The sequence below is a fragment of the Micromonospora sp. CPCC 205539 genome (assembly GCF_036906815.1).
Classification (GTDB): Bacteria; Actinomycetota; Actinomycetes; order Mycobacteriales; family Micromonosporaceae; genus Micromonospora.
This window is the reverse complement of the sequence record NZ_JBAKHW010000044.1, coordinates 22017-44523: the sequence shown is the minus strand read 5'-3', so window position 1 is coordinate 44523 and position 22507 is coordinate 22017. Positions and strand designations below refer to the sequence as shown.

Sequence of the window (22507 nt, the reverse complement as noted above, 5' to 3'; positions counted from 1 at the left end):
GGGCGGGGAGGGGCGGGGGGCGGGCGTCGAGGGGCGGGGAGGGCGGGGCGGGCGGGGCGGTCAGGGCACTGGCACCAACTCTGGGGTGGGTGCCGGCGGCTCGGTGGGGGTTGGCGTCTCGCGTCGACGCAGGAAGCGCGGGGCCCACCAGTTGGCGTCACCGAGCATGGTCATCAGCGCCGGCAGCACCACTCCCCGGATGATCGTGGCGTCCAGCAGGATCGCCGCCGCGAGGCCGATGCCGAGCTGCTTCATGTCGATGGTGCTCAGCGTGGCGAAGATCGAGAACACTCCGACCATCACGATCGCCGCACTGCTCACCACGCCGGCCGACGAGGTGATCCCGTACGCCACCGCGTCCCGGTTGGACCTGCCGGCCCGCATCCCCTCCCGGATCCGACTCACCACGAAGACGTGGTAGTCCATCGAGAGGCCGAAGAGCACCACGAAGAGGAACAGCGGCAGCCAGGACACGATCGCGCCCATCGAGGTGAAACCGAGCAGTCCCTCCGCCCAACTGCCCTGGAAGATCAACACCAGCAGCCCGTACGCGGCGCCCGCGGAGAGCAGGTTCAGCGCGATGGAGCTGGCCGCCACCACCACCGATCGGAACGTCAGCACCATGACCAGGAACGTCAGCACCAGCACGAAGCTCATCACCAGCGGCAACTTGTCCCGGACGTGCTGTGCGTAGTCCTGGCTGTCGGCCACGCTGCCGCCGACCGCGTACTCGATGCCCGGGATGGCCCGCAGCTCGGCCGGGACCAGGTCGTCGCGCAGCTTGTCCAGCGACTGCACCGACCGGTCGTCGCGGCTGGCGTACGGGGTCGCGACGTCCAGCACCGACACCCGCCGGTCGGCCGACACCTTGATCTTCGGGCCGTCCGCCTCGGCCGGGGCGAACAGCGGGTCACCGGCGGCCCGGCCGGCCAGGTCGGTGAGCGCGGCGCGGACCCGGTCGGCCTGTTCGGCCGGCGCCCGGACGGCCACCACGTGATTGGTGCCGGTGCTCGGGAAGGCGGCGGTGAGCCGGTCGTACGCCTGCATCGCCGGGGTGGTGCGCGGTAGGTCCTCCATGCCGGGGAACTTCAGCTTCATGCCGAGTGCCGGCGCGGCCAGTGCGAGCAGCAGCCCGACCGAGATGACCAGGGTCGGCACCGGGGCGCGCAGCGCGGGGCGGAGCACCGCCGGCCAGAAGCGCGGTCCACGCTGCTCGCCGTGCCGGCCGGTACGCGGCGCGGTCAGCCGCCAGAGCAGCGGCACCCGGGGCCGGTCGACCCAGCGGCCCAGCTTGGCCAGCAGGGCGGGCAGCACGGTCAGCGAGCCGGTCACCGCGACCGCGACCACCAGGATCGAGCCCACGGCGAGTGACGAGAAGACCACGTCACCGGCGAGCAGCAGACCGGCCATCGAGATGATCACGGCGAGGCCGGACACCACCACGGCGTGCCCGGACGTCTCCGCGGCGATCTCCACCGCGTCCAGGCCGGAGCGGCCCTTGGCGCGTTCCTCCCGTTCCCGGCGGACGTAGAACAGCGAGTAGTCGACCCCGACCGCCATGCCGATCAACAGGATCACGGGGGCCGTCGTGTCGGTGGCCGGCACCAGGTGCGAGGCGAGAGTGGACAGACCCATCGCGGCGGCGACCGAGGAGAGCGCCAAGAGCACCGGCACGCTGGCGGCGATCAGCGCGCCGAACGCGATGATCAGGATGGCCAGGGTGACCGGCAGACTGAGCAATTCGGCACGCTGGAAGTCCTTGCCCAGGGTGTCGTCGAGGGCCTGGCCGATCGACGGTCCGCCGACCTGCTCGACACGCAGCTGCGGATGTGCGGCCTGCACACCGGCGGTCGCGTCGCGTAGCGGCTGCACCCGGTCGGAGGCGGTATCCGGGTCGCCGGACATGGTGATCGGCAACAGCAGCGCCGCGCCGTCCCGGGCGGGGACCGGCTGACCGATCTCGGCGACCCCGGTGACGGTACGCAGCCGGGCCGCCGCATCGTCGGCCGCCGCCCTGGCCGCCGCCGGGTCCAACGCGCCGCCCCGAGCAGTGATCAGGACGTTCTCCACGGCCGGGTCGGTGAAGGCGCCACCGTCCACGATCAGGCCGGCGCGGCCCGCCTCGCCGATCGCCTGGTCGCCGCTGGTGGCCTCGTTGAGGCCGGCGGCGTTGCCGCCGACGAAGCACACCGCCACGAACACGGCCCAGAGCGCGATCGCCCGCCACGGGTGCTCGGCGCTCCACCGCGCCATCCGCACCGTCACCGGTCTAGCCCCCATCTCGGGTCCCCCTGTCACGTCAGCCCCCTGTCAACGGTGCTGACGCTAGGGACGTGACGAGGCGATCACATCGGGGATCGGCCCCGGCCATCCCCGGAACCGGCCCAGCCAGGAAGGAGGGTCGGCCGGAGGGGCACGACGGGCATCAACCCGCGAATCGGACGGACGCCGGGGTCGACCCCGGAGCGTTCGGCCGCGACCCGCCGGCAGGGACCCGGAGATGGGTCGGGGTCATCCCCGAAGGGACCCCCGAGGGCGGGGCTGGCAGGTCGGGCAGCTGTACGAGGAACGGTTCATGAACGCCTCACGGCGGACCGGCGCGCCGCAGCGCCGGCAGGGCTCGCCCTCCCGGCCGTAGACGTTCAACGCCCGGTCGAAGTAGCCGCTCTCGCCGTTCACGTTGACGTAGAGGGCGTCGAAGCTGGTGCCGCCCTGCTTGATCGCCTCGCCGAGCACGTCGCGGACGTGACCGAGCAGGCGCTGCGCGGCCGGGCCGGTCAGCGCGTCGGTGGGGCGGCCGCCGTGCAGGCCGGCGCGCCAGAGCGCCTCGTCGGCGTAGATGTTGCCCACGCCGGAGATCAGGGTCTGATCGAGGAGGGCTCGTTTCACCTCGGTCCGCTTGCGGCGCAGCGCGGCGACGAAGGCCGCGTCGGAGAACTCCGGGTCCATCGGGTCCCGGGCGATGTGCGCGATCTCCTCGGGCAGCTCGGCGCCACCCTCGCTGACCGAGAGCCCACCGAACGTGCGCTGGTCGACGAAGCGCAGCTCCGGCCCGTCGTCGGCGAAGCGGAACCGCACCCGCAGGTGGGTCTCGTCCGGGGTGCCGGGAGGCTGGAGCAGCAGCTGACCGGACATGCCGAGGTGCCCGATCACCGCGTCGCCGCTGTCCAGCGGCAACCACAGATACTTCCCCCGGCGGCGGACGTCCACCACGGTCCGGCCGGCGAGCACGTCGGCGAAGTGCACACCGCCGGGGATGTGCCGGCGGACCGCGCGGGGATGCCGGACCTCCACGGAGGCGATCCGCCGACCCACGACCCACTGGGCCAGCCCCTGCCGGACGGTCTCCACCTCGGGCAGCTCAGGCACCGCTCAGCCCCGCCTCCTGGTCGTCCGTGGCGGCGGTGGGCTCGGTGCGGGCGGGCCGGCCATTGCCGTTGTCGGTGTGTGGGCGGGCGACGCCACCGGTCGGGCCCGTGCCATTGACCGGGGACTGCTCCGAAGCGACGTCGGCCGGCATGACCTCCGCCACGTGGTCGGCCTGCTCGGCCTGAGCCGCCTGCTCGGCCGGGTCGGCCTTGCCGTCCTGCTCGGTCTTGTCCTGGTCGGCCTTGCCGTCCTGCTCGGCCTTGTCCTGATCGGCCTTGTCGTTCTGCTCGGCGAGCATCCGCCAGGCCGCCTCGGCAGCCCGCTGCTCGGCCTCCTTCTTGCTGCGACCCTCGGCGCCGCCGTACCGGTTGCCGGCCACCACCACCCAGGCGGTGAACGTCTTGAGGTGGTCCGGTCCGGTGCCCTCGATCCGGTACTCCGGCACGCCGAGCCCGAGCGCCGCGGTCAACTCCTGGAGGCTGGTCTTCCAGTCCAGGGCGGCGCCCCGGCCGGCCGACTCGGCCATCAGCGGGTCGAAGAGTCGGTGGATGACGATCCCGGCGGTGTCCAGCCCGTACTGGAGGTAGATCGCGCCGAGCAGCGCCTCCAGGGTATCGGCGAGGATGCTCGCCTTGTCCCGGCCGCCGGTGGTCTCCTCGCCCTTGCCGAGCAGCAGGTACGCGCCGAGGCCGTCCGGGCCGAGGCCACGGGCCACGTCGGCGAGCGCCCGCATGTTGACCACGCTGGCCCGCAACTTGGCCAACTGCCCCTCGGGCAGGTCCGGGTGGTTGTGGAAGAGCGCCGTGGTGATCACCACGCCGAGCACCGAGTCGCCCAGGAACTCCAGCCGCTCGTTCGTGGGCAGGCCACCGTTCTCGTACGCGTACGAGCGGTGGGTCAGCGCGCGTTCCAGCAGGTCGGGTTCCAAGCTGACGCCGAACGCGGCTTCCAGGTGACCGACGGACGCCCGCCGCCGCTTGTCGTTGCTCATGATGTGCGTACCTCGGTGTCGGTGATGCGGTCGGTGCGGTCCGTCGTGGCGTCGCCGTCGAGCAACGCGCAGATCAGGTCTGTGGCACGCCGCCGCCACAGGTGGGCGGCGAGGGCGATGCCGGAGGCGACGTCGTCGGCCTGGGCGGCGCCGTGGCAGACGACCACCGTCCCGGCGACGCCGAGCAGAGCGGCGGCGCGGGGGGCGCCACCGCTGGCCGGCGGGCCACCGGCCATCGCGTACGCGCCCTCGATCGCCTTGAGCAGCACGTTACCGGTGAAGCCGTCGGTGACCACCACATCGGCGCGCGCGCCGAGGGCCACGTCGTACCCCTCGACCAGGCCGACGTAGCGCGCCCCACGGGGCAGCGGCTCGGCGGCGAGCAGTGGGTCGGTGGCCCGGCGGACCCGGTCGCCCTTGCCGGCCTCGGTGCCGACCGACAGCAGCCCGACCCGCGGTTCGGCGATGGAATGCGCCACAGCGGCGTACGCGGCGCCGAGCACGGCGTGCCGGACGAGGGTGGCCGGACGGGGCTCCAGCGAGCCGCCGACGTCGAGCAGGACGACCGACCCGGCGACGGCGGGCAGGGTGGCAGCCAGGGCGGGATGGCGGATCTCCGGCCAGCGGCCCAGGCCGAGCACGGCCGCGGTGACGGTGGCTCCGGTGGCACCGGCGGAGACCAGCGCGTCGGCGGTCCCGTCGCGGACTGCGGTGACCGCGGACCGAACGGTGCTCTCGGCGCGGGCGGCGCTGGGATGGTCGGCCATGCCGACAACGTCCCGGACGGGCCGGACCGTGATCCGGGCACGCTCGCTCGGATCGAGGGCAGCGATCAGCCCGTCGGCGACCTCGGTCGGGCCGACGAGTAGCAGATGCAGGTCGGGATCAGCACGCACGGCCCGCAGAGCGCCGTCAACCACGACGGCGGGAGCGTCGTCCCCGCCGAGGAGGTCAACGGCGATCCGCGCGGTGCCCGGCTCCACCGGAACGCCGACCGGAGTGGGCCGGGCGGTGTCGGAGGGAGCCGGGGCACCGGGCGAATGCCAGGGTGCGCGCGCCGCCCGACCCGGGGTCGGGGGCGTCACTCGGCGTCCAGGTCAGACCTCGATGACCTGGCGGCCGTTGTAGGTGCCGCAGACGGAGCAGGCGGCGTGCGGCAGCTTCGGGGACTTGCACTGCGGGCACGCGACGGTCGCGACCACGGTCGCCTTCCAGTTCGCCCGGCGGGACCGGGTGTTGCTGCGCGACATCTTGCGCTTCGGGACGGCCACGGTTCTTACTCCTCTGTACGGGTCAGTTGCGACAGGCCCGCCCAACGCGGGTCGATCTGCTGGTGACTGTGGTCGGCCGGCAGATCGTCCCAGTGCGCCCCGCATTCGGGGCACAGTCCAGGGCAGTCCTCCCGGCAGAGCGGGTTGGTCGGCAGCGTGAGCACCAACGCGTCCCGCAGCGCCGGCTCCAGGTCGATCAGATCGCCCTGCATCCGGCCCACCTCGTCCTCGTCGGTCGTGGCGTCCGTGGTGCTGTCCTCATATGCGTACAGCTCCTGGATCGTCACGGCCTTCGAGTCGTCGATCTCGCGTAGACAACGGCCGCACTCGCCCTGAACGGGACCGGTGATGGTCCCAGTAACGAGCACGCCCTCGGACACCGACTGCAACCTCAGATCGAGGTCGAGGTCCGCGCCCTCCGGCACGCTGATCAACTCCACACCGAGGTCCGCCGGTGCCGGCACGACCCGCTGGACCGTACGCAACGCACCAGGTCGGCGCGGCAGCTCCCTCGTGTCGAGGACCAGCGGCGACCTGGGGTTGAGTGTCGATGGCGAGTGTTTGGGCATAGTCAGACTCCGGCCGGTGAGAGGCCGACAAAAAGGTTACCTGGGCGACCGCCGGACCGTCGAACCGGGGGCGACGCCGGACCCGAATGTCGGCTGGTGAGGTGCCGCTCAGAAGGGTAGCGGGCGTTCCGCCTCATCCCCAGCGAAGGTGCCGATCTCCCGCAGTGCGTGCATCTTGTCCCGGCCGCGCTCGATCGAGGCCAGCGCCCGGGTGAGGAACTGCTCGAAGTTGGCCAGGGCGGTGTCGACGTAGTCGTCGACCTCCTCGCGCAGGCGCTGGGCCTCGGCCCGCGCCTCGGCGATGATCCGGGCGCCCTCGTGCTCGGCGGACACAGTGATCTCGTTCACCGAGACCAGGCGGGCGTGTTCTGCCTCACCCTCGCTGATGATCCGGTCTGCCTCGCGCTTGCCGGCGTCCATGATCTTGTCGCGCTCCTCGAGGAGTGCGGCGGCGCGGCGCAGGTCGGCGGGGAGGTCGGCGCGCATCTCGTCGAGGATCGCGATCACCTCACCCCGGTCGAGCATGCAGTTGTTCCGCGACATCGGGACGGAGCGGGCCTGCTCCACCATGGCGATCAGTTCGTCGATGCGATCGAGCGGGTCCACCGGTACCTCACTCCCCTGTCGTTCGTCGGCCGACCTCAATGATGCGGGCTACGGCCGGTTCCCCGCTCGACCAATCATGTCGTGCCCGAACCACACCTGCCTGATCCACCCCGGCCCGGCGCGTCGCGTTGCCGTCAGCCCGCGCCGATCTTGCACTTGTCGCCGGGGCGAAGCGCTCAAAAGGGGCGATCGAGCGACCGGAACTGCAAGATCGCGGGAGAAGGGGCGCGGGAGGGTCAGTGCCGGGGGCCCAGGCGGGACTGGAGGGCCTCGCGGACCCGGTCGGGGACGTGGGCGGAGATGTCGCCACCCCACTTGGCCACGTCCTTGACCAGACTCGAGGAGAGGAACGAGTAGAGCGGGTTGGTCGGCATGAACAGCGTCTCGACCCCGGCCAGCCCGATGTTCATCTGGGCCATCTGCAACTCGTAGTCGAAGTCGCTGACCGCCCGCAGGCCCTTGATCAGCACGCTCGCCTGCTGGGCCCGACAGAAGTCGACCAGCAGCCCACGGAACGACTCGACCCGTACGTTGCCGTACGAGGCGGTCACCTCGCGGAGCATGTCGATCCGCTCCTCGACAGTGAAGAGGCCACTCTTCGACTGGTTGATGAGCACGCCGACGATCACCTCGTCGAAGAGCCGGCTGGCTCGGCCGATGATGTCGAGGTGTCCATTGGTGACCGGATCGAACGAGCCGGGACACACCGCACGTCTCATGATCGGCGACCGTACCAAAGGGTGGTCTCCCCGTAACGGCGACTGCGCTCGGCGGTGATCCCGTCCACCCATTCGACCGGGCCGCTACGGGTGGACCGCTCCACCACCACCAGCGCGTCGGCCGCCAGCCAGCCACCGTCGACCAGCGCGGCCAGCAGCGCGGTGATCTCCTCGGCCGGGACGGCGTACGGCGGGTCGGCGAAGACCACGTCGTACGGCCCACCATCCGGACCGGCGGCCAGTACGGTGGCTGCCCTGCCGGTGACGAGACGGGCGGCCGAGCCGGCCCGCAGCGTCGCCACGTTCTCCCGGATCACCCGGGCCGCCCGGGGGTCGGACTCGACCAGCAGCACGTGCCGGGCACCTCGGGAGAGCGCCTCCAGCCCGACCGCACCGGAGCCGGCGTACAGGTCGGCGAAGCGGGCACCATCGAGATCGACCTCGGCCTGGACGGCGCTGAACAGCGCCTCGCGGACCCGGTCGGAGGTGGGTCGGGTGCCGGCGCCGGGCGGCGCGGCGATCCGTCGGCCGCCGAGCGTGCCGGCCACGATCCGGGTCACCGTCTCCTCCTGCTCATGCCGACGACGCTACGCGACCCATCGGACCTGCCGGACGACGCGGTCCGTACCAGCGTGGCGATGACATGATCACGTTTCGTATATCAATGATCTCAAATTCATAACACTCCTCTTAGCGAAGAATGAGCGCTGTAACACGCGAGGCGATCTCGCTAGGGTCGGCCGGGTGCCGGCGGCAAACCGCCGGCCCTCGGCTCGGGAGGGCACCCCTACATGCGGACGTGCAGTTGACCGTCCACTGTCGCTCCCGTGCCACGCCCCTGAACGCTTCAGCACTCCAGGAGTACCCGTGATCCGTCCCAAGCTGTCGCTCAGGCGACCGCTGGCCGTCCTGGGAGCCGCCCTCATCGGCCTCACCGGGGTCGTCGCGGTGGCCACCCCGGCCAGCGCGCACCACACGACTATCACCGCTACCGCCGACTGTGACCGGCTCACCGGCGAGCGCGTGATCACCTGGAAGGTGGTAAACAGCGAGGACAACAAGGACGCGACGCTCCAGAAGGTCACCACCGAGCCCGATGCCCCGGTGAACGTGCCCGTCGAGGGTGCCGCCCCGGTCGCGCTGGAGGGCACCGTCATCGCCAAGAGCGGCTCGGTGACGGCCGTCGAGCGAGTGCCGGGCAACACCGCCAAGGCCACCCTCAAGGTGTACGCCGAGTGGCTGGTCGACGGTAAGAAGACCGCGTCGAGCACCAACGATGGCGAGATCAACCTCGCTGCCGACAAGGCCTGCGCCCCGGCTCCGACGTGTGTCGACGCCGACAAGGCCACCTACAGCCACACCTTCGACGGCCCGAAGGGCACCGCCACCGTCAAGCTCGAGGGTGACAAGCCGCTCTGCGGCGAGGGCAAGCAGTGGTTCACGCTGGTGTCGTACTTCGCGCCGCGGCCGCAGTTCGCCACCCCGCAGTACGTCTACGGCACGCCGGACAGCGACTGGATCGGCGGCACCCAGCGCGAGATCACGCTGAACGTCGAGATCCCCAACTGCCACACCCAGGTTGACCTGATCTGGGGTGACAAGGAGCAGGTCATCGACCCGCTGGTCGAGGGCGGCAAGCGGTACGACAACAAGAAGCTCGGCTCGCCGGGCGCCCCGGGCAACCGGTCCAAGGGCCCGCAGGGCTGGTACAACGGCGGCGACAAGAGCTGCACCACGCCGGCCACGACCTTCGCGTCCAAGTGCGACGGTTCGGTGGCGGTCTCGCTGACCAACGACGGCAAGACCAGCAAGTACCCGGTCGAGTTCGAGGTCAAGGGTGAGAACGGCTTCACCAAGAAGGTCTCCGTCGAGGCCGGCAAGGCCGACAACAGCATCGTGGTTCCGGCCGCTGACGCCGGCAAGATCGAGGTGCTGGTCGACGGCAAGGTGCTCGACAAGGGCACGTACTCGTGGCAGCGCCCCGAGGACTGCCCGCTGCCGGCCGTCACCACCAAGGCCGACTGCAAGAACTTCACCCTCACCGTGACCAACCCCGAGGGTGGTCTCCCGGTCAAGGCGACGTTCACCTACGAGTCCAAGACCGAGACCCGTACGGTCGCGGCCGGTGGTTCCGAGACGGTGACCTTCAAGGCCGGTAAGGCCAAGTCGGCGCTCGTCGCTCTGCCGGACCTGGACCTCGAGCTGGAGGCGGTCTACGCGCCGAAGGACTGCGGTGGCACCGGCGGCGGCGGCCCGAGCCTCCCGGTCACCGGTGCGGCGGCGGGCGGCATCGCCGCCGGCGCGGTCGCCCTGCTGATCGCGGGCGCGGTGCTCTTCGTCATCGCCCGTCGGCGTCGGGTGACCTTCACCGCCTGACCTGACCTGCGCTGAACCCGAGGGCGCGTCGACCATCCGGTCGGCGCGCCCTCGGTCATTTTCCGCTCGGCGGTCACCGTCGTCACGGTTTAGTCACGGGCTGCGGTCGGCACCCCCGGACGGGCAGCACCGATACACCACCGTCACTACCGTCAGTTGACGAACCGGCCCGCCGGCGTCCGATCCCAGCCCGCACCGACATGGCCGGCTCTTCCCGTGAGGCACCGCCACCACGACAGGAGAGCCCATGAGCAACCACCCAGCACTGGCCCGCCGCACACTCGGCGTCCTCGCCACCACGCTCCTCGCCTGCACCGGGGCGCTCGCCGTGGGTGCCCCGGCGAGCGCCCACCACACCGCCGTCCAGGGCGAGGCGAGCTGCGTCAACGGCAGTTACCGAATCCAGTGGACGGTCCGCAGCGAGAGCGCCCCGCCCGATGCCACGCGCTTCCGGCTCGTGTCGGTCGCGTCCAGGCCGACCGGCAGCAAGGTCAGCGCCATCGCGACCAGCCCGGCAGGCCAGTTCCCCCACTCGGTGGCCGATCCGGTCGTCGGCGTGCAGACCGTCCCCGGCAGCGCCACCGAGGCCCGCCTGACCGTCCGCGCCCAGTGGGACAACGGCCACACCGAGGACAGCACCCACGAAGGTGTCGTGGCGCTCGCCGGCACCTGCGCCGACAAGGGAGGCCCGACCGGGCCCACGGCGACCTTCACCTCGGTCTGCGCGAGCGCGATCGACGTGCGCCTGACCAACCCGCCGAAGGCACCCGCGACCCAGATCGTCCTCGCCTCGGTCCCCGCCGGCAGCTTCTCGCAGACCGTGGCACTGGGTTCCGGCGAAAAGAAGACCGTGCGCTTTCCGGTCGAGGGCTGGGACGGGGTCAGCGTGACCGTCGCGGGCACCAGCGAGCCGCTCGCCACGTACCGCTGGCAGGACCCGGGCAACTGCGCATCCGCCAGGGTCACCACCCGCTCCACCTGTGACACGTTCACGGTGGTCCTCACCGACCCGCCCAACGGCGACAGGTGGACGGTCACCTTTCCCCCCCGCGTACGGGAAGGCCCGTAAGCGGACCGTCAAGCCCGGTCAGACCATCGAGGAGACCTTCGCGGGCCGGGAGGGTCAGACCGTCACCGCCGGGTACGACTACTGGGACCCGGAGGCCGACGTCTTCGGCCCGTGGGAGTGGGAGCAGCCCGCCGACTGCGGCGGCAGCGGTGGTGGACTGCCGACGACCGGCGCACCCGCGGCCGGCATGGCGGCCGGCGCCGGCCTGCTGCTGAGCGCCGGTGGCGCGCTCTACCTGTTGGCCCGCCGCCGCCGAATCCGCTTCAACGCCTGACCGCAACCGCAACCGTGCTGACGCTCGGTCCGCCCGTTGTCTCGCGGGTCGGACCGGGCGTCAGCCCTTCTCCAGGTACTCCGCGCGGTCCTCGTCGACCAGGGCCGTGACCGACGCGGCCAGCGCCGGATTCTGCGTGAGCTCCGGATCCGCCTCGACCAGGGCGATCGCCTCGGCGCGGGCGTCACGGATCAGGTCGGCATCGCGCAGCAGGGACAGCAGCCGCAGGTGCGAGCGGCGCCCGGACTGGGTGGCGCCCAGCACGTCGCCCTCGCGGCGTTGCTCCAGATCCAGCTCGGCGAGCTTGAACCCGTCGCTGGTTGACGCGACCGCGTCCAGCCGCTCCCGGGCCGACGAGCCCTCGGCGGCCTCGCTGACCAGCAGGCAGAGCCCGGCGGCGGCACCCCGGCCGACCCGGCCGCGTAGCTGGTGCAGCTGGGAGACACCGAACCGGTCGGCGTCCAGCACGATCATCACGGTGGCGTTCGGGACGTCCACGCCGACCTCGACCACGGTGGTCGCCACCAGCACGTCGATGTCACCGGCGGCGAACGAACGCATGACCGCATCCTTCTCGTCGGCGGGCAACCGGCCGTGCAGGACGCCGATCCGCAGCCCGTGCAGCGGCCCCTCGGCCAGCAGCGGAGCAACCTCGCTCACGGCCAGCGGCGGCCGGCGCCCGTTGTCGTCCTCGGGCGGTGGCTCCTCCTCCGAGCCGGGGCCGTCGCCGATTCGCGGGCACACCACGTACGCCTGGTGCCCGGCGGCCACCTCCTCGCGGACCCGGCGCCAGGCCCGGTCCAGGAAGGCCGGCTTCTCGGCGGCCGGTACCACGTGCGAGGCGATCGGCGAGCGGCCCCGGGGCAGCTGGGAGAGCGTGGAGATCTCCAGATCGCCGTAGACGGTCATCGCCACCGTGCGCGGGATCGGGGTGGCCGTCATCACGAGCACGTGCGGCGGCTGGTCGGCCTTGGCGCGCAGCGCGTCGCGCTGCTCCACCCCGAACCGGTGCTGCTCGTCGACCACCACCAGGCCGAGGTCGGCGAAGTCCACACCCTCGTAGAGCAGCGCGTGGGTGCCGAGCACGATGCCGGCCGCACCGCTGGCCACCTCGGCGAGCGCACGGCGGCGGGCCGCCGCGCCCAGCGAGCCGGTGACCAGCTCCACCCGGGTGGCGTGCTCGGCGGAATCCAGCTCGCCGGCCCGCCCGAGCGGCCCCAGCAGGTCGAGCATGCCGCGGTGGTGCTGCGCGGCCAGCACCTCGGTGGGCGCCAGCAGCGCCGCCTGGCCGCCCGCGTCGACCACCTGGAGCATCGCCCGCAGTGCCACCACCGTCTTGCCCGAGCCCACCTCGCCCTGCAACAGCCGGTGCATCGGGTGCGGGGCGGCCAGGTCCGCGGCGACCTCCACACCGACGTCGCGCTGGCCCTCGGTCAGCTCGTACGGCAGTCGGGCGTCGAACGCGGCCAGCAGGCCACCGGCACGAGCCGGGCGGGACCGGGCCGGCCAGTCGGCGGCGCGGTGCTTGCGCTGCACCAGGGTCAACTGGACGGCGAACGCCTCGTCCCACTTGAGCCGCCGCCGCGCCCGGTACAGCTCCTCCTTGCTGGACGGCCGGTGGATCTCCCGCAGCGCGGTGCCGAGGTCGACCAACTTGCGGCTGGCCCGCACGCTGGCCGGCACCGGGTCCTCCGGTGGGGTGAACGTGTCCAGCACGATCCGTACGCAGCGGGCGATCACCCAGGTCGGCACCGCCGCGGCGGCCGGGTAGACGGGGATCAGCGCGCCGGCGAACTCCTCGATCTCGTCGCTGACCGCGGCCTCACCCTCGCCACCCTCGCCGAGCAGGACGTACTCCGGGCCGTTGAGCTGACGCTTGCCCCGGAACTCGGTGACCTTGCCCGCGAACATGCCCCACCGGCCCGGCCGTAGCTCCCGCTCGCGCCAGGCCTGGTTGCCGAAGAAGGTCAGCGTCAGCAGCCCACCGGAGCCGTCGCCGACGGTCACCTCCAGTAGGTTGCCCCGGCGTTGGCGCATCGGGCGCACGGCGGTGCGCTGCACCTGGGCCAGCACGGTGACCTGCTCGCCGACGTCCAGGGCGCGGATGTCGGTGTGCTCGCCGCGCTCGTCGTAGCGGCGCGGGAAGTGGTAGACCAGGTCACCCGCGGTGAGCAGGTCGAGGTGGTCGGCCAGTGCCTTGGCCGTCTTGTCCCCGACCAGCTTCTTCAACGGGGTGTCCACCGTGGCCGCTTCGCTCATTCGATCCCCACCAGGAGCGGATAGTAGGGCTGGCCGCCCGGGTACGCCTGCACCTCGACGAACGGCCAGCGCCGCGCGACGTGCGCGCGGACGGCGTCGGTGAGCCCGGTCGGGGCGTCCAGCCCGGCCAGCAGGGTGACCAGCTCCCCACCGCCGCCGAGCATCTGGTCGACCACGGCCGCGCACGTGTCGGTCAGGTCGGTGCCGATCAGGTGCACCTCGCCCTCGACCAGTGCCAGCACGTCACCGGGGCGGCACGGGCCGGCGACGGTGAGCGCCTCCCGGCTGGCGTGGCAGACCTCGGCGTACCGGCAGGCGCCGGCCGCCTCGGCCATCGCGATCACGTCGTCCTCGAAGCGGCGGCCGCCGTCGCGGACCGCGAGGGCGGCCAGCGCCTGCACGGGCGAGCGGGTCGGCACCACGCTCACCTTGATGCCGTGCCGGTGCGCCTCGCGGGCGGCGGCGCTCGCCACCGCCTCGGTGTTCGGGTCGTTGGGCAACACCACGACCCGGGCGGCGCCGGTGGCGCGGACCGCCTCCAGCAGCTCGCCGATGGAGGGATTGCCCGGCACCACCGTGGCCCCCTCCGCCGCGAACAGCCCGGCGATCCCGGCGCCGGTGGCCACCACCACGGCGGCCCGGCCGTCGGCCGCCGGGCCGGGGGACGGCGCCGGCTGGTCGGCGAAGCGGGTCACCGAGATCCGGTACGGGCGGCCGGCGGCAACCCCCGCCTCGACCGCCGCACCCACGTCGTTGACGTGCACGTGCACGGTCCAGGTGGCTTCCGGCTCGCGCCCGTCGCCGACGACGACCAGCGAATCGCCCAGCGCGTCCAGCGTCCGTCGCATCCCGGCCACCGCCTCGGCCCCGGCGTCGAGCAGGAACTGCACCTCGTAGGCGTACTCCGTGGAGCCGGTCTCGCGGGCGACCGTGGCCGCCGGACGGGCGGCACGCGGCGCGGGCGCGGGTTGGGCGGCGCTCTCGCCGGTGAGCACCTCGACCAGGGCGTCGAGCAGCACGCAGAGCCCTCGACCGCCCGCGTCGACGACGCCCGCGCGTGCCAGGGCCGGCAGCTGCTCGGGCGTGTGGGCCAACGCCTCGGCGGCGGCCCGCGCCGCGGCCCGCGCCACGGCCGGCAGGTCGTCGCTGGCCGTACGCTCGGCGGCGTCGGCGGCCGCGCCGACCACGGTGAGGACGGTGCCCTCCACCGGCCGGGAGACCGCGGAGTACGCGGCGGTGGTGGCGGCCCGCAACGCGGTGGTGAACTCCCGGCCGCGCACCGCCGGCACGGCGGCGACGGCGTCCGCGAAGCCGCGCAGGATCTGCGAGAGGATGACGCCGGAGTTGCCGCGCGCGCCGAGCAGGGCGCCCTGGGCCATCAACCGCAACGCGCGACCGTGCGCGGTCGACCCGGCGTCGGGGAGCGTGTCCAGGTCCATTGCGAGGGCCTGCTGGGCCGAGGTGAGGGTGAGCACCATGTTGGTGCCGGTGTCGCCGTCGGGCACCGGGTAGACGTTGAGCTGGTCGATCTCGCCCTGGTGGCGCTTCAGCGCGGCCAGCCCACCCGCACACCAGCGGCGCACCGCGGCGGCGTCGAGGGTGTCCAGCACGGGCAGAAGCCTACTGGCGCGCACCGACACCCGCCGGGCTCGGCCGGCGTGTCCCCCCGCCCCGGGTCGGGCGGCGCGGGCGGGCGCCTCCGGTACGGTTGGCGGCGGTCCAGCCCGCCGTCCGGCGGGCCGACCCACCACCCACCGGCGGTTGCCGGACCGGGCCGGTTGGCCGGGTCGGCTGGTCATCGGGTAACCTGACCAGGTTGCCCGGGCAGCACCTGCCGGCGACCTCATGAACGTATCAATCCCAGGAGTATCCCGTGGCTAGCGTGTGCGACGTCTGTGGCAAGGGACCGGGCTTCGGCCACAACGTGTCCCACTCGCACCGGCGGACCAACCGCCGCTGGAACCCGAACATCCAGTCGGTGCGTACCCCGGCCGGTGGCGGCAACACCAAGAAGTTGCAGGTCTGCACCTCGTGCATCAAGGCCGGCAAGGTCACCCGCGCCTGACGCGGCAGCACCCACCTTCACGTTCGGCTCAGCCGGTGGACCACTGCGGTCCGCCGGCTCTGTCGTGTCCGCGCCAGGTCGCTGACGACTAGCCGACGCGGCCACCGCCGGCGGCCCGCCGCCCGGTTAGGGTCGCGCTGCGCCGTACGTCGGGTCCGGCCGGGTGAAGGAGCGTCGGGTGCGACTGGACCTGGGCCGAGACGAGCTGGTCATGATGGGCTCCGCGCTGGACCTGCTGCGCGGCCTCGGCGAACTGCTGCCCGCCGGCAGTGTGGTCCTGCTGGAGGAGCCTGACCTGATCCGCCGCAACGACCTCGACCGGCGCTGCGCCGCGCTGCCGATCGTCTCCCGTCTGGTGGCCGCCGAGTACCAGACCGGCCTCGACCCGGCGGCGCTGCTCGCCCGGGAGCCGGGGCTGGCCGACGCTCGGCTGGTGCTGCCGGGCCAGGAGTACGGGGTGGTCGCCGCGGCAGGGCTGGCCGACGCGCTCGGCCTGCCCGGCGCCGGTGTCAAGGCCGCCGAGATCTTCACCGACAAGCACCAGATGCGGCTGACCGCCGCTGCGGCCGGCCTGATCAACCCGGCGTTCGCGCTGGTCGGCACCCCCGCCGAGGCGACCGCGTTCGCGCGGCGGCAGGGCGGGCGTTGCGTGCTGAAGCCGACCCGCCGTGCCGGCAGCCTCGGCGTCCAGATCATCAGCGATCCAGCGCTGGTCGCCGCCGCCTGGGCCGCCAGCGCCGACCCGGGGGCGACCCCGGACGCCACCGATCGTGGCCTGCCCACCGCCGTCCTCGCCGAGCAGGTGCTGACCGGCACCGAGCACAGCGTCGAGCTCCTCGTGGCCGACGGCGACGTGCACTTCGGCAACGTCACCGACAAACGGGTGCTGGCCGGCGGGCGGCCCGTGGAGACCGGGCACACGGTGCCCTCCGCGCTGCCGGAGGACGCCCGGCAGGAGCTGCTCGACGTGGCGGCTCGGCTGGCCGTCGCGGCCGGCTTCCGCACCGGAGTGCTGCACAGCGAGTGGATCCGTACCGCCGACGGCCCGGCGCTGGTGGAGTGCGCCGCCCGGCTGCCCGGTGATCTGATCAGCGCACTGATCTCGGTCGCCTACGAGTGCGGCTTCGTCCCCGCGTACCTGCGGGCGCTGCGGGGGGAGCGCCCGGCGCTGCCGGCCCGGCCGACCGGCGCGGCGGCGGTGGAGTTCCTGCTCGCCCCACCCGGCACCGTGACCGCCGTGGACGGCGTGCGCGCGGCCCGCCGGGTGCCCGGCGTACTCGACGTCGGTCTGGGCGTGACGGTGGGCGACCGGGTGGTGGAGGTCACCTCGTCGACACGGCGCAGCGGTCAGGTGCTGGCCTGGGGCGCCGACCCGGCGGAGGCGACCGGCGCGGCCGCCCGGGCCGCCGGGCTGATCCAGATCACCACCGGCTCGGCGCCGGCACAGGGTCAGAGGGTGCGGCCGAAGGAGACGCAGCCCTCCGAGTCCTTGTAGAAACCGAAATTCGGGATCCGCTCGTAGCCCGCGGCGGAGTAGAGGGCGATCGCCTCGGGCTGCTTGTCGCCGCACTCCAGGACGATCCGCTTGCGACCCTGCTCCCGGGCCGAACGCTCGACGGCCGCCAGCACCGCGCGGGCGACACCCCGGCCACGGGCCGCCGGGGCCGTGTACATCCGCTTCAGCTCGGCGGTGTCCGCGCCGTGGCTGCGCCAGCCACCACAGCCGACTGGCTCGCCGGCCAGGTAGGCGACGAGGAACGCGCCGGCCGGCGGTTCGAACTCGGTCGCGGCCACCGGGGTCTCGTCGCCGCTGCCGCCGTAGCGGACGCCGAGGTCGGCCAGCGTGGCGGTGATCAACTGCTGCGCCACCGGTGCGTCGAACCGCACGGCCCGGATCTCGATCTCACTCACGGTGTCCAGGGTACGGCGGGCATCCGACCTCACCGGAAGTGGTCCCAGCCGGCCGGGCCGTCGAAGGGCGCGCCGTCGACCGTCACCCCGGCACCGGCCGTGACCAGGCCGATCGGCCGCCAGTCCGCCGGCAACGCCACCGCCGGGGGGAAGGTCGCGGCCAGCGCGTGGTCGTCGCCACCGGCCAGGATCCAGGTGTACGGGTCGACGCCGAGCGCGTGCGCCGCGTCGGCCATCTGCCGGGGCACCTCGAACGCGTCGCGGCGTACGTCGATCGCCACGCCGCTGGCCCTGGCCACGTGCCCGAGGTCGGCGAGCAGCCCGTCCGACACGTCGATCATCGAGGTGGCGCCGAGCCGGGCGGCCTGAGGACCGGCCGGGTACGGCACCTGCGGCCGCCGGTACGCCTCGACCAGCAGCCGGGGGGTGCGGAAGCCCCGGGAGAGCACGGTAAGCCCGGCTGCCGCGTATCCGGTGCGGCCAGCCAGCGCCAGCACGTCCCCGGGGCGGGCACCGGAACGCACCACCGGGGCCCGACCGCCGAGATCGCCCAGTGCGGTGACCGCGACGGTCAGGGTGGGGCTGGCCGACATGTCCCCGCCGACCACGCTCGCGCCGACCGTCGCCGCCTCCGCGGCCAGCCCGTCGGCCAGCTCCTCGGCCCAGCCGGTGGTCAGGTCCGCCGGCATGCAGAGGGCGACCAGCAGGGCGGTCGGGGTGGCGCCCATCGCCGCGATGTCGGCCAGGTTGGCTGCTGCCGCCCGATGCCCCACGTCCCGTGCCGAGGACCAGTCCCGCCGGAAGTGCCGCCCGTCGACCAACACGTCGGTGGACGCGGCCACCCGGCCGTCCGGTGCGGCCACCAGGGCCGCGTCATCCCCCGGTCCGAGCAGGGTCGTCGGCCCGTACGACAGCCGGGCGGTGATCCGCCCGATCAGCCCGAACTCGCCGATCCCGGCCACGCTGGCACCACCGCCGGCGTTCCGCCCGTCCTGCCCGGCACCGCCGCGCTCGCTCACCGCTGCTCCTTGACCACCGATAGGGATCAGACCTGCTCCGTAAGGTAGTTTCACCCTTCGGGCCGCTCCCGGGCGGCGACGGACGGAGGTCGAGTCGTGGTACAGGCGTACATCCTCATCCAGACCGAGGTCGGCCGTGCACGTGACGTGGCCGGTCTCATCGCGGACCTTGCCGGCGTGGTACGCGTCGACGCCGTCACCGGGCCGTACGACGTGGTCGTCCTCACGGAGGCGAACACCGTCGACGAGCTCGGCAAACTCATCGTCAGCAAGGTGCAGATGGTGCCCGGCATCACCCGCACCCTCACGTGTTCGGTGGTGCGGCTGTAAGTGGACGACAAGACGACTTCCTCGGCAGCTCTCGACGACGACCGGCCCGTCGGGCCGCGCGACGCGGTCGACGAGGCACGCGAGCCGGCTGACGATACCCGGGACGGGTCCGACCCGGCCGCCGACGCGCCCGCCGTACGGGACCGGACCATGCGTGGTGCCGCCCTGGTGGCCACGCTGATCGCGCTGCCGGTGACGCTGCTGGTGGCCATGTTGGCCTTCGCCAAGCTCTCCCCGGACGAGCCGGCCGCCAAGCCGAGCCCCAGCGCGTCCACGCCTCGGGTGCAGTCCACCGCCCCGGTCGAGATGGCCGCCCCCGCACTGGCCGCCCGCCCGGCCACGGTCTGCCGCGCCCTGCTCTCCCAGTTGCCGCAGACCGTCCGCGATCTGGCCCAGCGTCCGGTCACCGCCGGCCCGGAGCAGAACGCCGCATACGGCGAACCCGCCCTCACCGTGGCCTGTGGCGGCACTCAGCCGACCTTCTCGGCCACCGACGAGGTCTGGACGGTCAACGGGGTCTGCTGGCACCTGGTCGAGCAGGCCGACACGGCCACGCTCACCACCGTCGACCGGGAGACGCCGGTCACGGTGCACGTCCCGCGCGCCTACGAGCAGCCGCTGCAGTGGGTGCCGCCGGTGTCCAGCGCGATCGTGGCCGCGGTGCCCTCCGGCGGCAAACCTCCCGCAGGCTGCCTGCGCTGACCCTGATCGGCGCCGGGCCCGGATGCGGGCCCGGCGGCCGTCATGGCCCGGTGCCGTGGGTTGCTCGGTTCCTGGCGTTGCCGGTGGCTCAGTGCAGGCCGATGCCGCGGCGCTGCGCGGTACGGATCAGGCGGTTCACCAGCTTCGGGTACTCCAGGCCGGAGGCCGCCCACATCCGCGGGAACATCGACGTCGGGGTGAAGCCCGGCATCGTGTTCATCTCGTTGAGGTAGACGTCCAGCTCGGGGGTGACGAAGAAGTCGACCCGGGCCAGACCGGCGCAGTCCAGCGCGGTGAACGCGCGGGTCGCGTAGTCCTGCACCTGGCGGGTCACCTTGTCGGGCAGCCCGGCCGGGATGTCGTACTCGCAGGAGTCGTCGAGGTACTTCGCCTCGAAGTCGTAGAAGTCGTGGTCGGCGACGACCCGCACCTCGGCCAGTACGGAGGCCTCGGGCGCCCCACCGGCCTCGCCCTCCAGCACGCCGACCTCGATCTCACGGCCGATGATCGCGCTCTCGATGATGACCTTCGGGTCGAACTGCCGGGCGGCGGCGACCGCCGCGTCGAGCTGCGCCCAGTCGGTGACCCGGCTGACGCCGAAGGATGACCCGCCCCGGGACGGCTTGACGAAGACCGGCAGGCCGAGCCGCTCCTTGTCCGGTTCGCTGAGCGTCATCCCGCTGCGCAGCACCGCGTACGGGCCGACCGGGATGCCCTCGATCGTGCAGAGCTTCTTCGTGAATTCCTTGTCCATGGCGGCGGCGGAGGCGAACACGTTCGCCCCGACGTACGGGATGCCGGCCATCTCCAGCATGCCCTGGATGGTGCCGTCCTCGCCGTACGTGCCGTGCAGCACCGGGAAGACCACGTCCACGTCGGCCAGCGCCCGGGGGCCCTCGGTCGGGTCGAGCACCATGAGCCCGTTGCCGGTGGGGTCGGCGCGCAGCACGATGTCCGCGCCGGACTCGGCGGTGATCTCCGGCAACTGCCGGGCGTTGATCGCGAGCTGCAGCGGGTCGCCGCTGGTCAGCACCCACTGACCGGCCCGGGTGATGCCGACCGGCACCACCTCGTACTCGTCGGGGTCGAGCGCGCCGAGCACACTGCCGGCGCTGACACAGGAGATGCCGTGTTCCGGGCTCCGGCCGCCGAAGACGATCGCCACGCGGGTCTTGCCTGGGGTGGTCACTCCGGTCACCTCTTCGTACGCGACTGCGGCTGGTCGTGCTCGCCGGTGGCGCTCACGCGGTTGACCTTACTGTGCGTGGCGGTGAGGCGCGGCGTTACCCGGCGAGCCACGACCTGACACGCAATCGGTCAACGGAGGATATACGGTGCGTGACGGGATTGGTGGGGTCAGTCCCGGGAGTGCCGACGGCCGACGGCGATGACCTTGACCCGCTGCCGGCCGGCGCGGACCATGCCCAGCGCCATGAAGGCCCCGGCGATCCGGTCGGCGGCCTCGCGACTGCTGGCGCCGACGACCTGCCGGCGGCGCTCGGGAGTGGTGCGCTCGTTGCGCTCGATGCCGTCGACGGAGCGCACGTCGGTGAGCACCACCAGGAAGCGGGTCATTGCAGGCCGTCCGGGTGCACGGCGGGGGGCTCCGGACCGGTACGCACGTCGTCTCCTTCCGGCGGGCCGGGATGGCGGTGGCACGCGACGATCGGGTACGGGGGAGAAACCCGATCGCCGCGCGCCCCATCCCCTCCGGTCGCTCACCACCACCGTCGCCACGACAACCGGCGGTGAGGACGCGATAACAGATTGACACGTGTAGAGCCGTGAATGCAACTCTCATCGACGTTCTCTCATGCACACGTTCCCACAAATGTGTGCGACCATCGATGCATGGCCCCCAAGACCGCTCGCGCACGCCGACTCGGCATCGCCCTGCGCCACCATCGGGAAGCAGCAGGGCTGACGCTGGAGACCGCCGCAGCTGAGATCAACAGCACCCGCAGCACCCTCTCCCGGTACGAGAACGCGCAGACGCTCATCAGCCCGGCCACCGTGCGCGCCCTGCTCACCTCGTACGGGGTGGGTGCCGACGAGGTGGCCGCTGCGGTGGACCTCGCCAAGGACGCCCGCAAGCCGGGCTGGTGGGTGTCGTACTCGTACCTGCTGGACCGCCGCACCATCGACTTCATCGCGCTGGAGGCCGAGGCCATCGGCATCGCCAACTTCGAGCCGTCGGTGGTGCCCGGCCTGCTACAGACCGCGGACTACATCCGTGAGGTGATGCGCGGCGGGCCCCACACCCTCGGCGACGACCTGGTCGAGCAGCGGGTCAAGGTCCGACTGGACCGCCAGCAGCGACTCACCGGCGACAACCCGCCCATCTTCGACGCGATCATCGACGAGGGCGCGCTGCTGCGCCCGGTCGGCAACCAGTCGGTGATGGACGGGCAGCTTCGCCACCTGGTCAAGATGGCCGAGCTGCCGAACATCTCCGTCCAGGTGATCCCACTGACCGCCGGCTACCACCGGGGCACCCGAGGCTCGCTGCACATCCTGGAGTTCGCCGACCCGGAGGACCCGATCATCGCCTCGGTGGAGACCGTCGCCGGCCAGATGATCCTCGACCGCGCCGGCGAGACGCGTACCTGCGCCAAGATCATGGAGCATCTCCGGAGCGTGGCGCTCAGCCCGGCGGACAGCCGCGGCATGCTCCTGTCAGTCCTGAAGGGACGGTAGGACCGATGACACCGACGATCACAGCGGCGCTGGCCGCGGCGGCGTGGCGCAAGAGCAGCCGCAGCGGCGACGAGGGTGCCTGCGTGGAGGTGGCGACGATTCCACCGATGGTGGCCGTCCGTGACTCCAAGGACCCGACCGGTCCGGCCCTGCTGTTTCCGCCGGCCGCCTGGGCCGCCTTCGCCCAGGCCCCGCCAACCCGGTAACCGGACGGAGGCGGCGACCGGACAACGCGGCCCGAGACGGTGACCGGACGGCACGGCCCGAGACGGTGACCGGA

At 72.6% G+C, this 22507-nt stretch carries 23 protein-coding genes and 1 pseudogene; 9 read left to right on the top strand and 15 right to left on the bottom strand.

The genetic code is table 11. From position 1 onward, the window contains the following. Positions 1-60: 60 nt before the first annotated feature. The 9 genes and pseudogenes from V6V47_RS28020 to rsmD all read right to left on the bottom strand — a co-directional run bounded on the left by V6V47_RS28020 (position 61) and on the right by rsmD (position 8085). The gene (locus V6V47_RS28020; RefSeq protein WP_334631371.1) at positions 61-2280 is read right to left on the bottom strand and encodes an MMPL family transporter; all 2220 of its coding nucleotides are present in this window, start codon (positions 2278-2280) and stop codon (positions 61-63) included. Positions 2281-2511: 231 nt separating this feature from the next. Further along, on the bottom strand, positions 2512-3369 hold the full coding sequence (gene mutM / locus V6V47_RS28015; RefSeq protein WP_334631370.1) for a bifunctional DNA-formamidopyrimidine glycosylase/DNA-(apurinic or apyrimidinic site) lyase: 858 nt from the start codon (positions 3367-3369) through the stop codon (positions 2512-2514). Between the two features lie 274 nt (positions 3370-3643). Next, positions 3644-4360, bottom strand: a pseudogene (gene rnc / locus V6V47_RS28010) (ribonuclease III); the annotation flags it as partial. After that, entirely contained in the window at positions 4357-5343 is a 987-nt protein-coding gene (locus tag V6V47_RS28005) for a phosphate acyltransferase (protein WP_334631373.1), read from the bottom strand. The pseudogene rnc and the gene V6V47_RS28005, both read right to left, overlap by 4 nt. Before the next feature lie 114 nt (positions 5344-5457). Further along, the gene (gene rpmF / locus V6V47_RS28000; protein WP_074317731.1) at positions 5458-5631 is read right to left on the bottom strand and encodes a 50S ribosomal protein L32; all 174 of its coding nucleotides are present in this window, start codon (positions 5629-5631) and stop codon (positions 5458-5460) included. Positions 5632-5636: 5 nt separating this feature from the next. Then, on the bottom strand, positions 5637-6200 hold the full coding sequence (locus V6V47_RS27995) for a YceD family protein (RefSeq protein ID WP_334631369.1): 564 nt from the start codon (positions 6198-6200) through the stop codon (positions 5637-5639). Between the two features lie 108 nt (positions 6201-6308). Continuing rightward, positions 6309-6806, bottom strand: a complete 498-nt coding sequence (locus tag V6V47_RS27990) for a hypothetical protein (RefSeq protein ID WP_334631368.1) — start codon at positions 6804-6806, stop codon at positions 6309-6311. Positions 6807-7042: 236 nt separating this feature from the next. Then, positions 7043-7525: a pantetheine-phosphate adenylyltransferase gene (gene coaD / locus V6V47_RS27985; RefSeq protein ID WP_334631367.1), complete on the bottom strand. Its 483-nt coding sequence runs from the start codon at positions 7523-7525 to the stop codon at positions 7043-7045. Beyond that, a complete protein-coding gene (gene rsmD / locus V6V47_RS27980) occupies positions 7522-8085 on the bottom strand; it encodes a 16S rRNA (guanine(966)-N(2))-methyltransferase RsmD (RefSeq protein ID WP_334631366.1) in 564 nt (187 codons plus the stop codon). The genes coaD and rsmD overlap by 4 nt, the downstream gene beginning before the upstream one ends. A gap of 307 nt (positions 8086-8392) precedes the next feature. On the opposite strand from rsmD, the gene V6V47_RS27975 reads away from it, so the two are divergent. The 3 genes from V6V47_RS27975 to V6V47_RS27965 all read left to right on the top strand — a co-directional run bounded on the left by V6V47_RS27975 (position 8393) and on the right by V6V47_RS27965 (position 11244). Beyond that, positions 8393-9901 carry a cell wall anchor protein gene (locus V6V47_RS27975; RefSeq protein ID WP_334631365.1) on the top strand — a complete coding sequence of 503 codons (1509 nt, stop codon included), beginning with the start codon at positions 8393-8395 and terminating at the stop codon, positions 9899-9901. Between the two features lie 247 nt (positions 9902-10148). Continuing rightward, positions 10149-10970: a hypothetical protein gene (locus V6V47_RS27970; protein ID WP_334631364.1), complete on the top strand. Its 822-nt coding sequence runs from the start codon at positions 10149-10151 to the stop codon at positions 10968-10970. Next, positions 10882-11244 carry an LPXTG cell wall anchor domain-containing protein gene (locus V6V47_RS27965; protein WP_334631363.1) on the top strand — a complete coding sequence of 121 codons (363 nt, stop codon included), beginning with the start codon at positions 10882-10884 and terminating at the stop codon, positions 11242-11244. The genes V6V47_RS27970 and V6V47_RS27965 overlap by 89 nt, the downstream gene beginning before the upstream one ends. 60 nt (positions 11245-11304) lie before the next feature. On the opposite strand, the gene recG is transcribed toward V6V47_RS27965, so the two are convergent. Next, entirely contained in the window at positions 11305-13503 is a 2199-nt protein-coding gene (recG, locus tag V6V47_RS27960) for an ATP-dependent DNA helicase RecG (protein ID WP_334631362.1), read from the bottom strand. Further along, positions 13500-15113, bottom strand: a complete 1614-nt coding sequence (locus V6V47_RS27955) for a DAK2 domain-containing protein (RefSeq protein ID WP_334631361.1) — start codon at positions 15111-15113, stop codon at positions 13500-13502. Before V6V47_RS27955 ends, recG begins: the two co-directional genes overlap by 4 nt. 263 nt (positions 15114-15376) lie before the next feature. On the opposite strand from V6V47_RS27955, the gene rpmB reads away from it, so the two are divergent. Together rpmB and V6V47_RS27945 are read left to right on the top strand one after the other, a co-directional pair. After that, the gene (gene rpmB, locus V6V47_RS27950) at positions 15377-15568 is read left to right on the top strand and encodes a 50S ribosomal protein L28 (protein ID WP_007456456.1); all 192 of its coding nucleotides are present in this window, start codon (positions 15377-15379) and stop codon (positions 15566-15568) included. A gap of 178 nt (positions 15569-15746) precedes the next feature. Beyond that, positions 15747-17063 carry an ATP-grasp domain-containing protein gene (locus tag V6V47_RS27945; RefSeq protein ID WP_334631360.1) on the top strand — a complete coding sequence of 439 codons (1317 nt, stop codon included), beginning with the start codon at positions 15747-15749 and terminating at the stop codon, positions 17061-17063. Here the strand turns inward: V6V47_RS27945 and V6V47_RS27940 are convergent. After that, complete coding sequence (locus V6V47_RS27940; protein ID WP_334631359.1) at positions 17018-17479, bottom strand: GNAT family N-acetyltransferase; 462 nt, start codon at positions 17477-17479, stop codon at positions 17018-17020. The genes V6V47_RS27945 and V6V47_RS27940 overlap by 46 nt on opposite strands. 29 nt (positions 17480-17508) lie before the next feature. Next, positions 17509-18441, bottom strand: coding sequence for a thiamine-phosphate kinase (locus tag V6V47_RS27935; RefSeq protein WP_442934317.1), 933 nt, complete (start codon positions 18439-18441; stop codon positions 17509-17511). Positions 18442-18594: 153 nt separating this feature from the next. Here V6V47_RS27935 and V6V47_RS27930 point away from each other — a divergent pair, with 153 nt between their 5' ends. Beyond that, positions 18595-18828, top strand: coding sequence for an Lrp/AsnC ligand binding domain-containing protein (locus V6V47_RS27930; protein WP_013284547.1), 234 nt, complete (start codon positions 18595-18597; stop codon positions 18826-18828). Next, on the top strand, positions 18829-19530 hold the full coding sequence (locus V6V47_RS27925) for a DUF3515 domain-containing protein (RefSeq protein ID WP_442934316.1): 702 nt from the start codon (positions 18829-18831) through the stop codon (positions 19528-19530). Between the two features lie 88 nt (positions 19531-19618). Here V6V47_RS27925 and V6V47_RS27920 read toward each other — a convergent pair whose 3' ends face one another. Together V6V47_RS27920 and V6V47_RS27915 are read right to left on the bottom strand one after the other, a co-directional pair. Further along, complete coding sequence (locus V6V47_RS27920) at positions 19619-20719, bottom strand: D-alanine--D-alanine ligase family protein (protein ID WP_334631357.1); 1101 nt, start codon at positions 20717-20719, stop codon at positions 19619-19621. 167 nt (positions 20720-20886) lie between these two features. Continuing rightward, the gene (locus tag V6V47_RS27915) at positions 20887-21105 is read right to left on the bottom strand and encodes a hypothetical protein (protein ID WP_334631356.1); all 219 of its coding nucleotides are present in this window, start codon (positions 21103-21105) and stop codon (positions 20887-20889) included. 276 nt (positions 21106-21381) lie between these two features. Here V6V47_RS27915 and V6V47_RS27910 point away from each other — a divergent pair, with 276 nt between their 5' ends. Together V6V47_RS27910 and V6V47_RS27905 are read left to right on the top strand one after the other, a co-directional pair. Further along, on the top strand, positions 21382-22227 hold the full coding sequence (locus tag V6V47_RS27910; RefSeq protein ID WP_334631355.1) for a helix-turn-helix domain-containing protein: 846 nt from the start codon (positions 21382-21384) through the stop codon (positions 22225-22227). A 5-nt stretch (positions 22228-22232) separates the two neighbouring features. Then, positions 22233-22433: a DUF397 domain-containing protein gene (locus V6V47_RS27905; RefSeq protein WP_334631354.1), complete on the top strand. Its 201-nt coding sequence runs from the start codon at positions 22233-22235 to the stop codon at positions 22431-22433. The last annotated feature ends 74 nt before the right edge of the window (positions 22434-22507 follow it).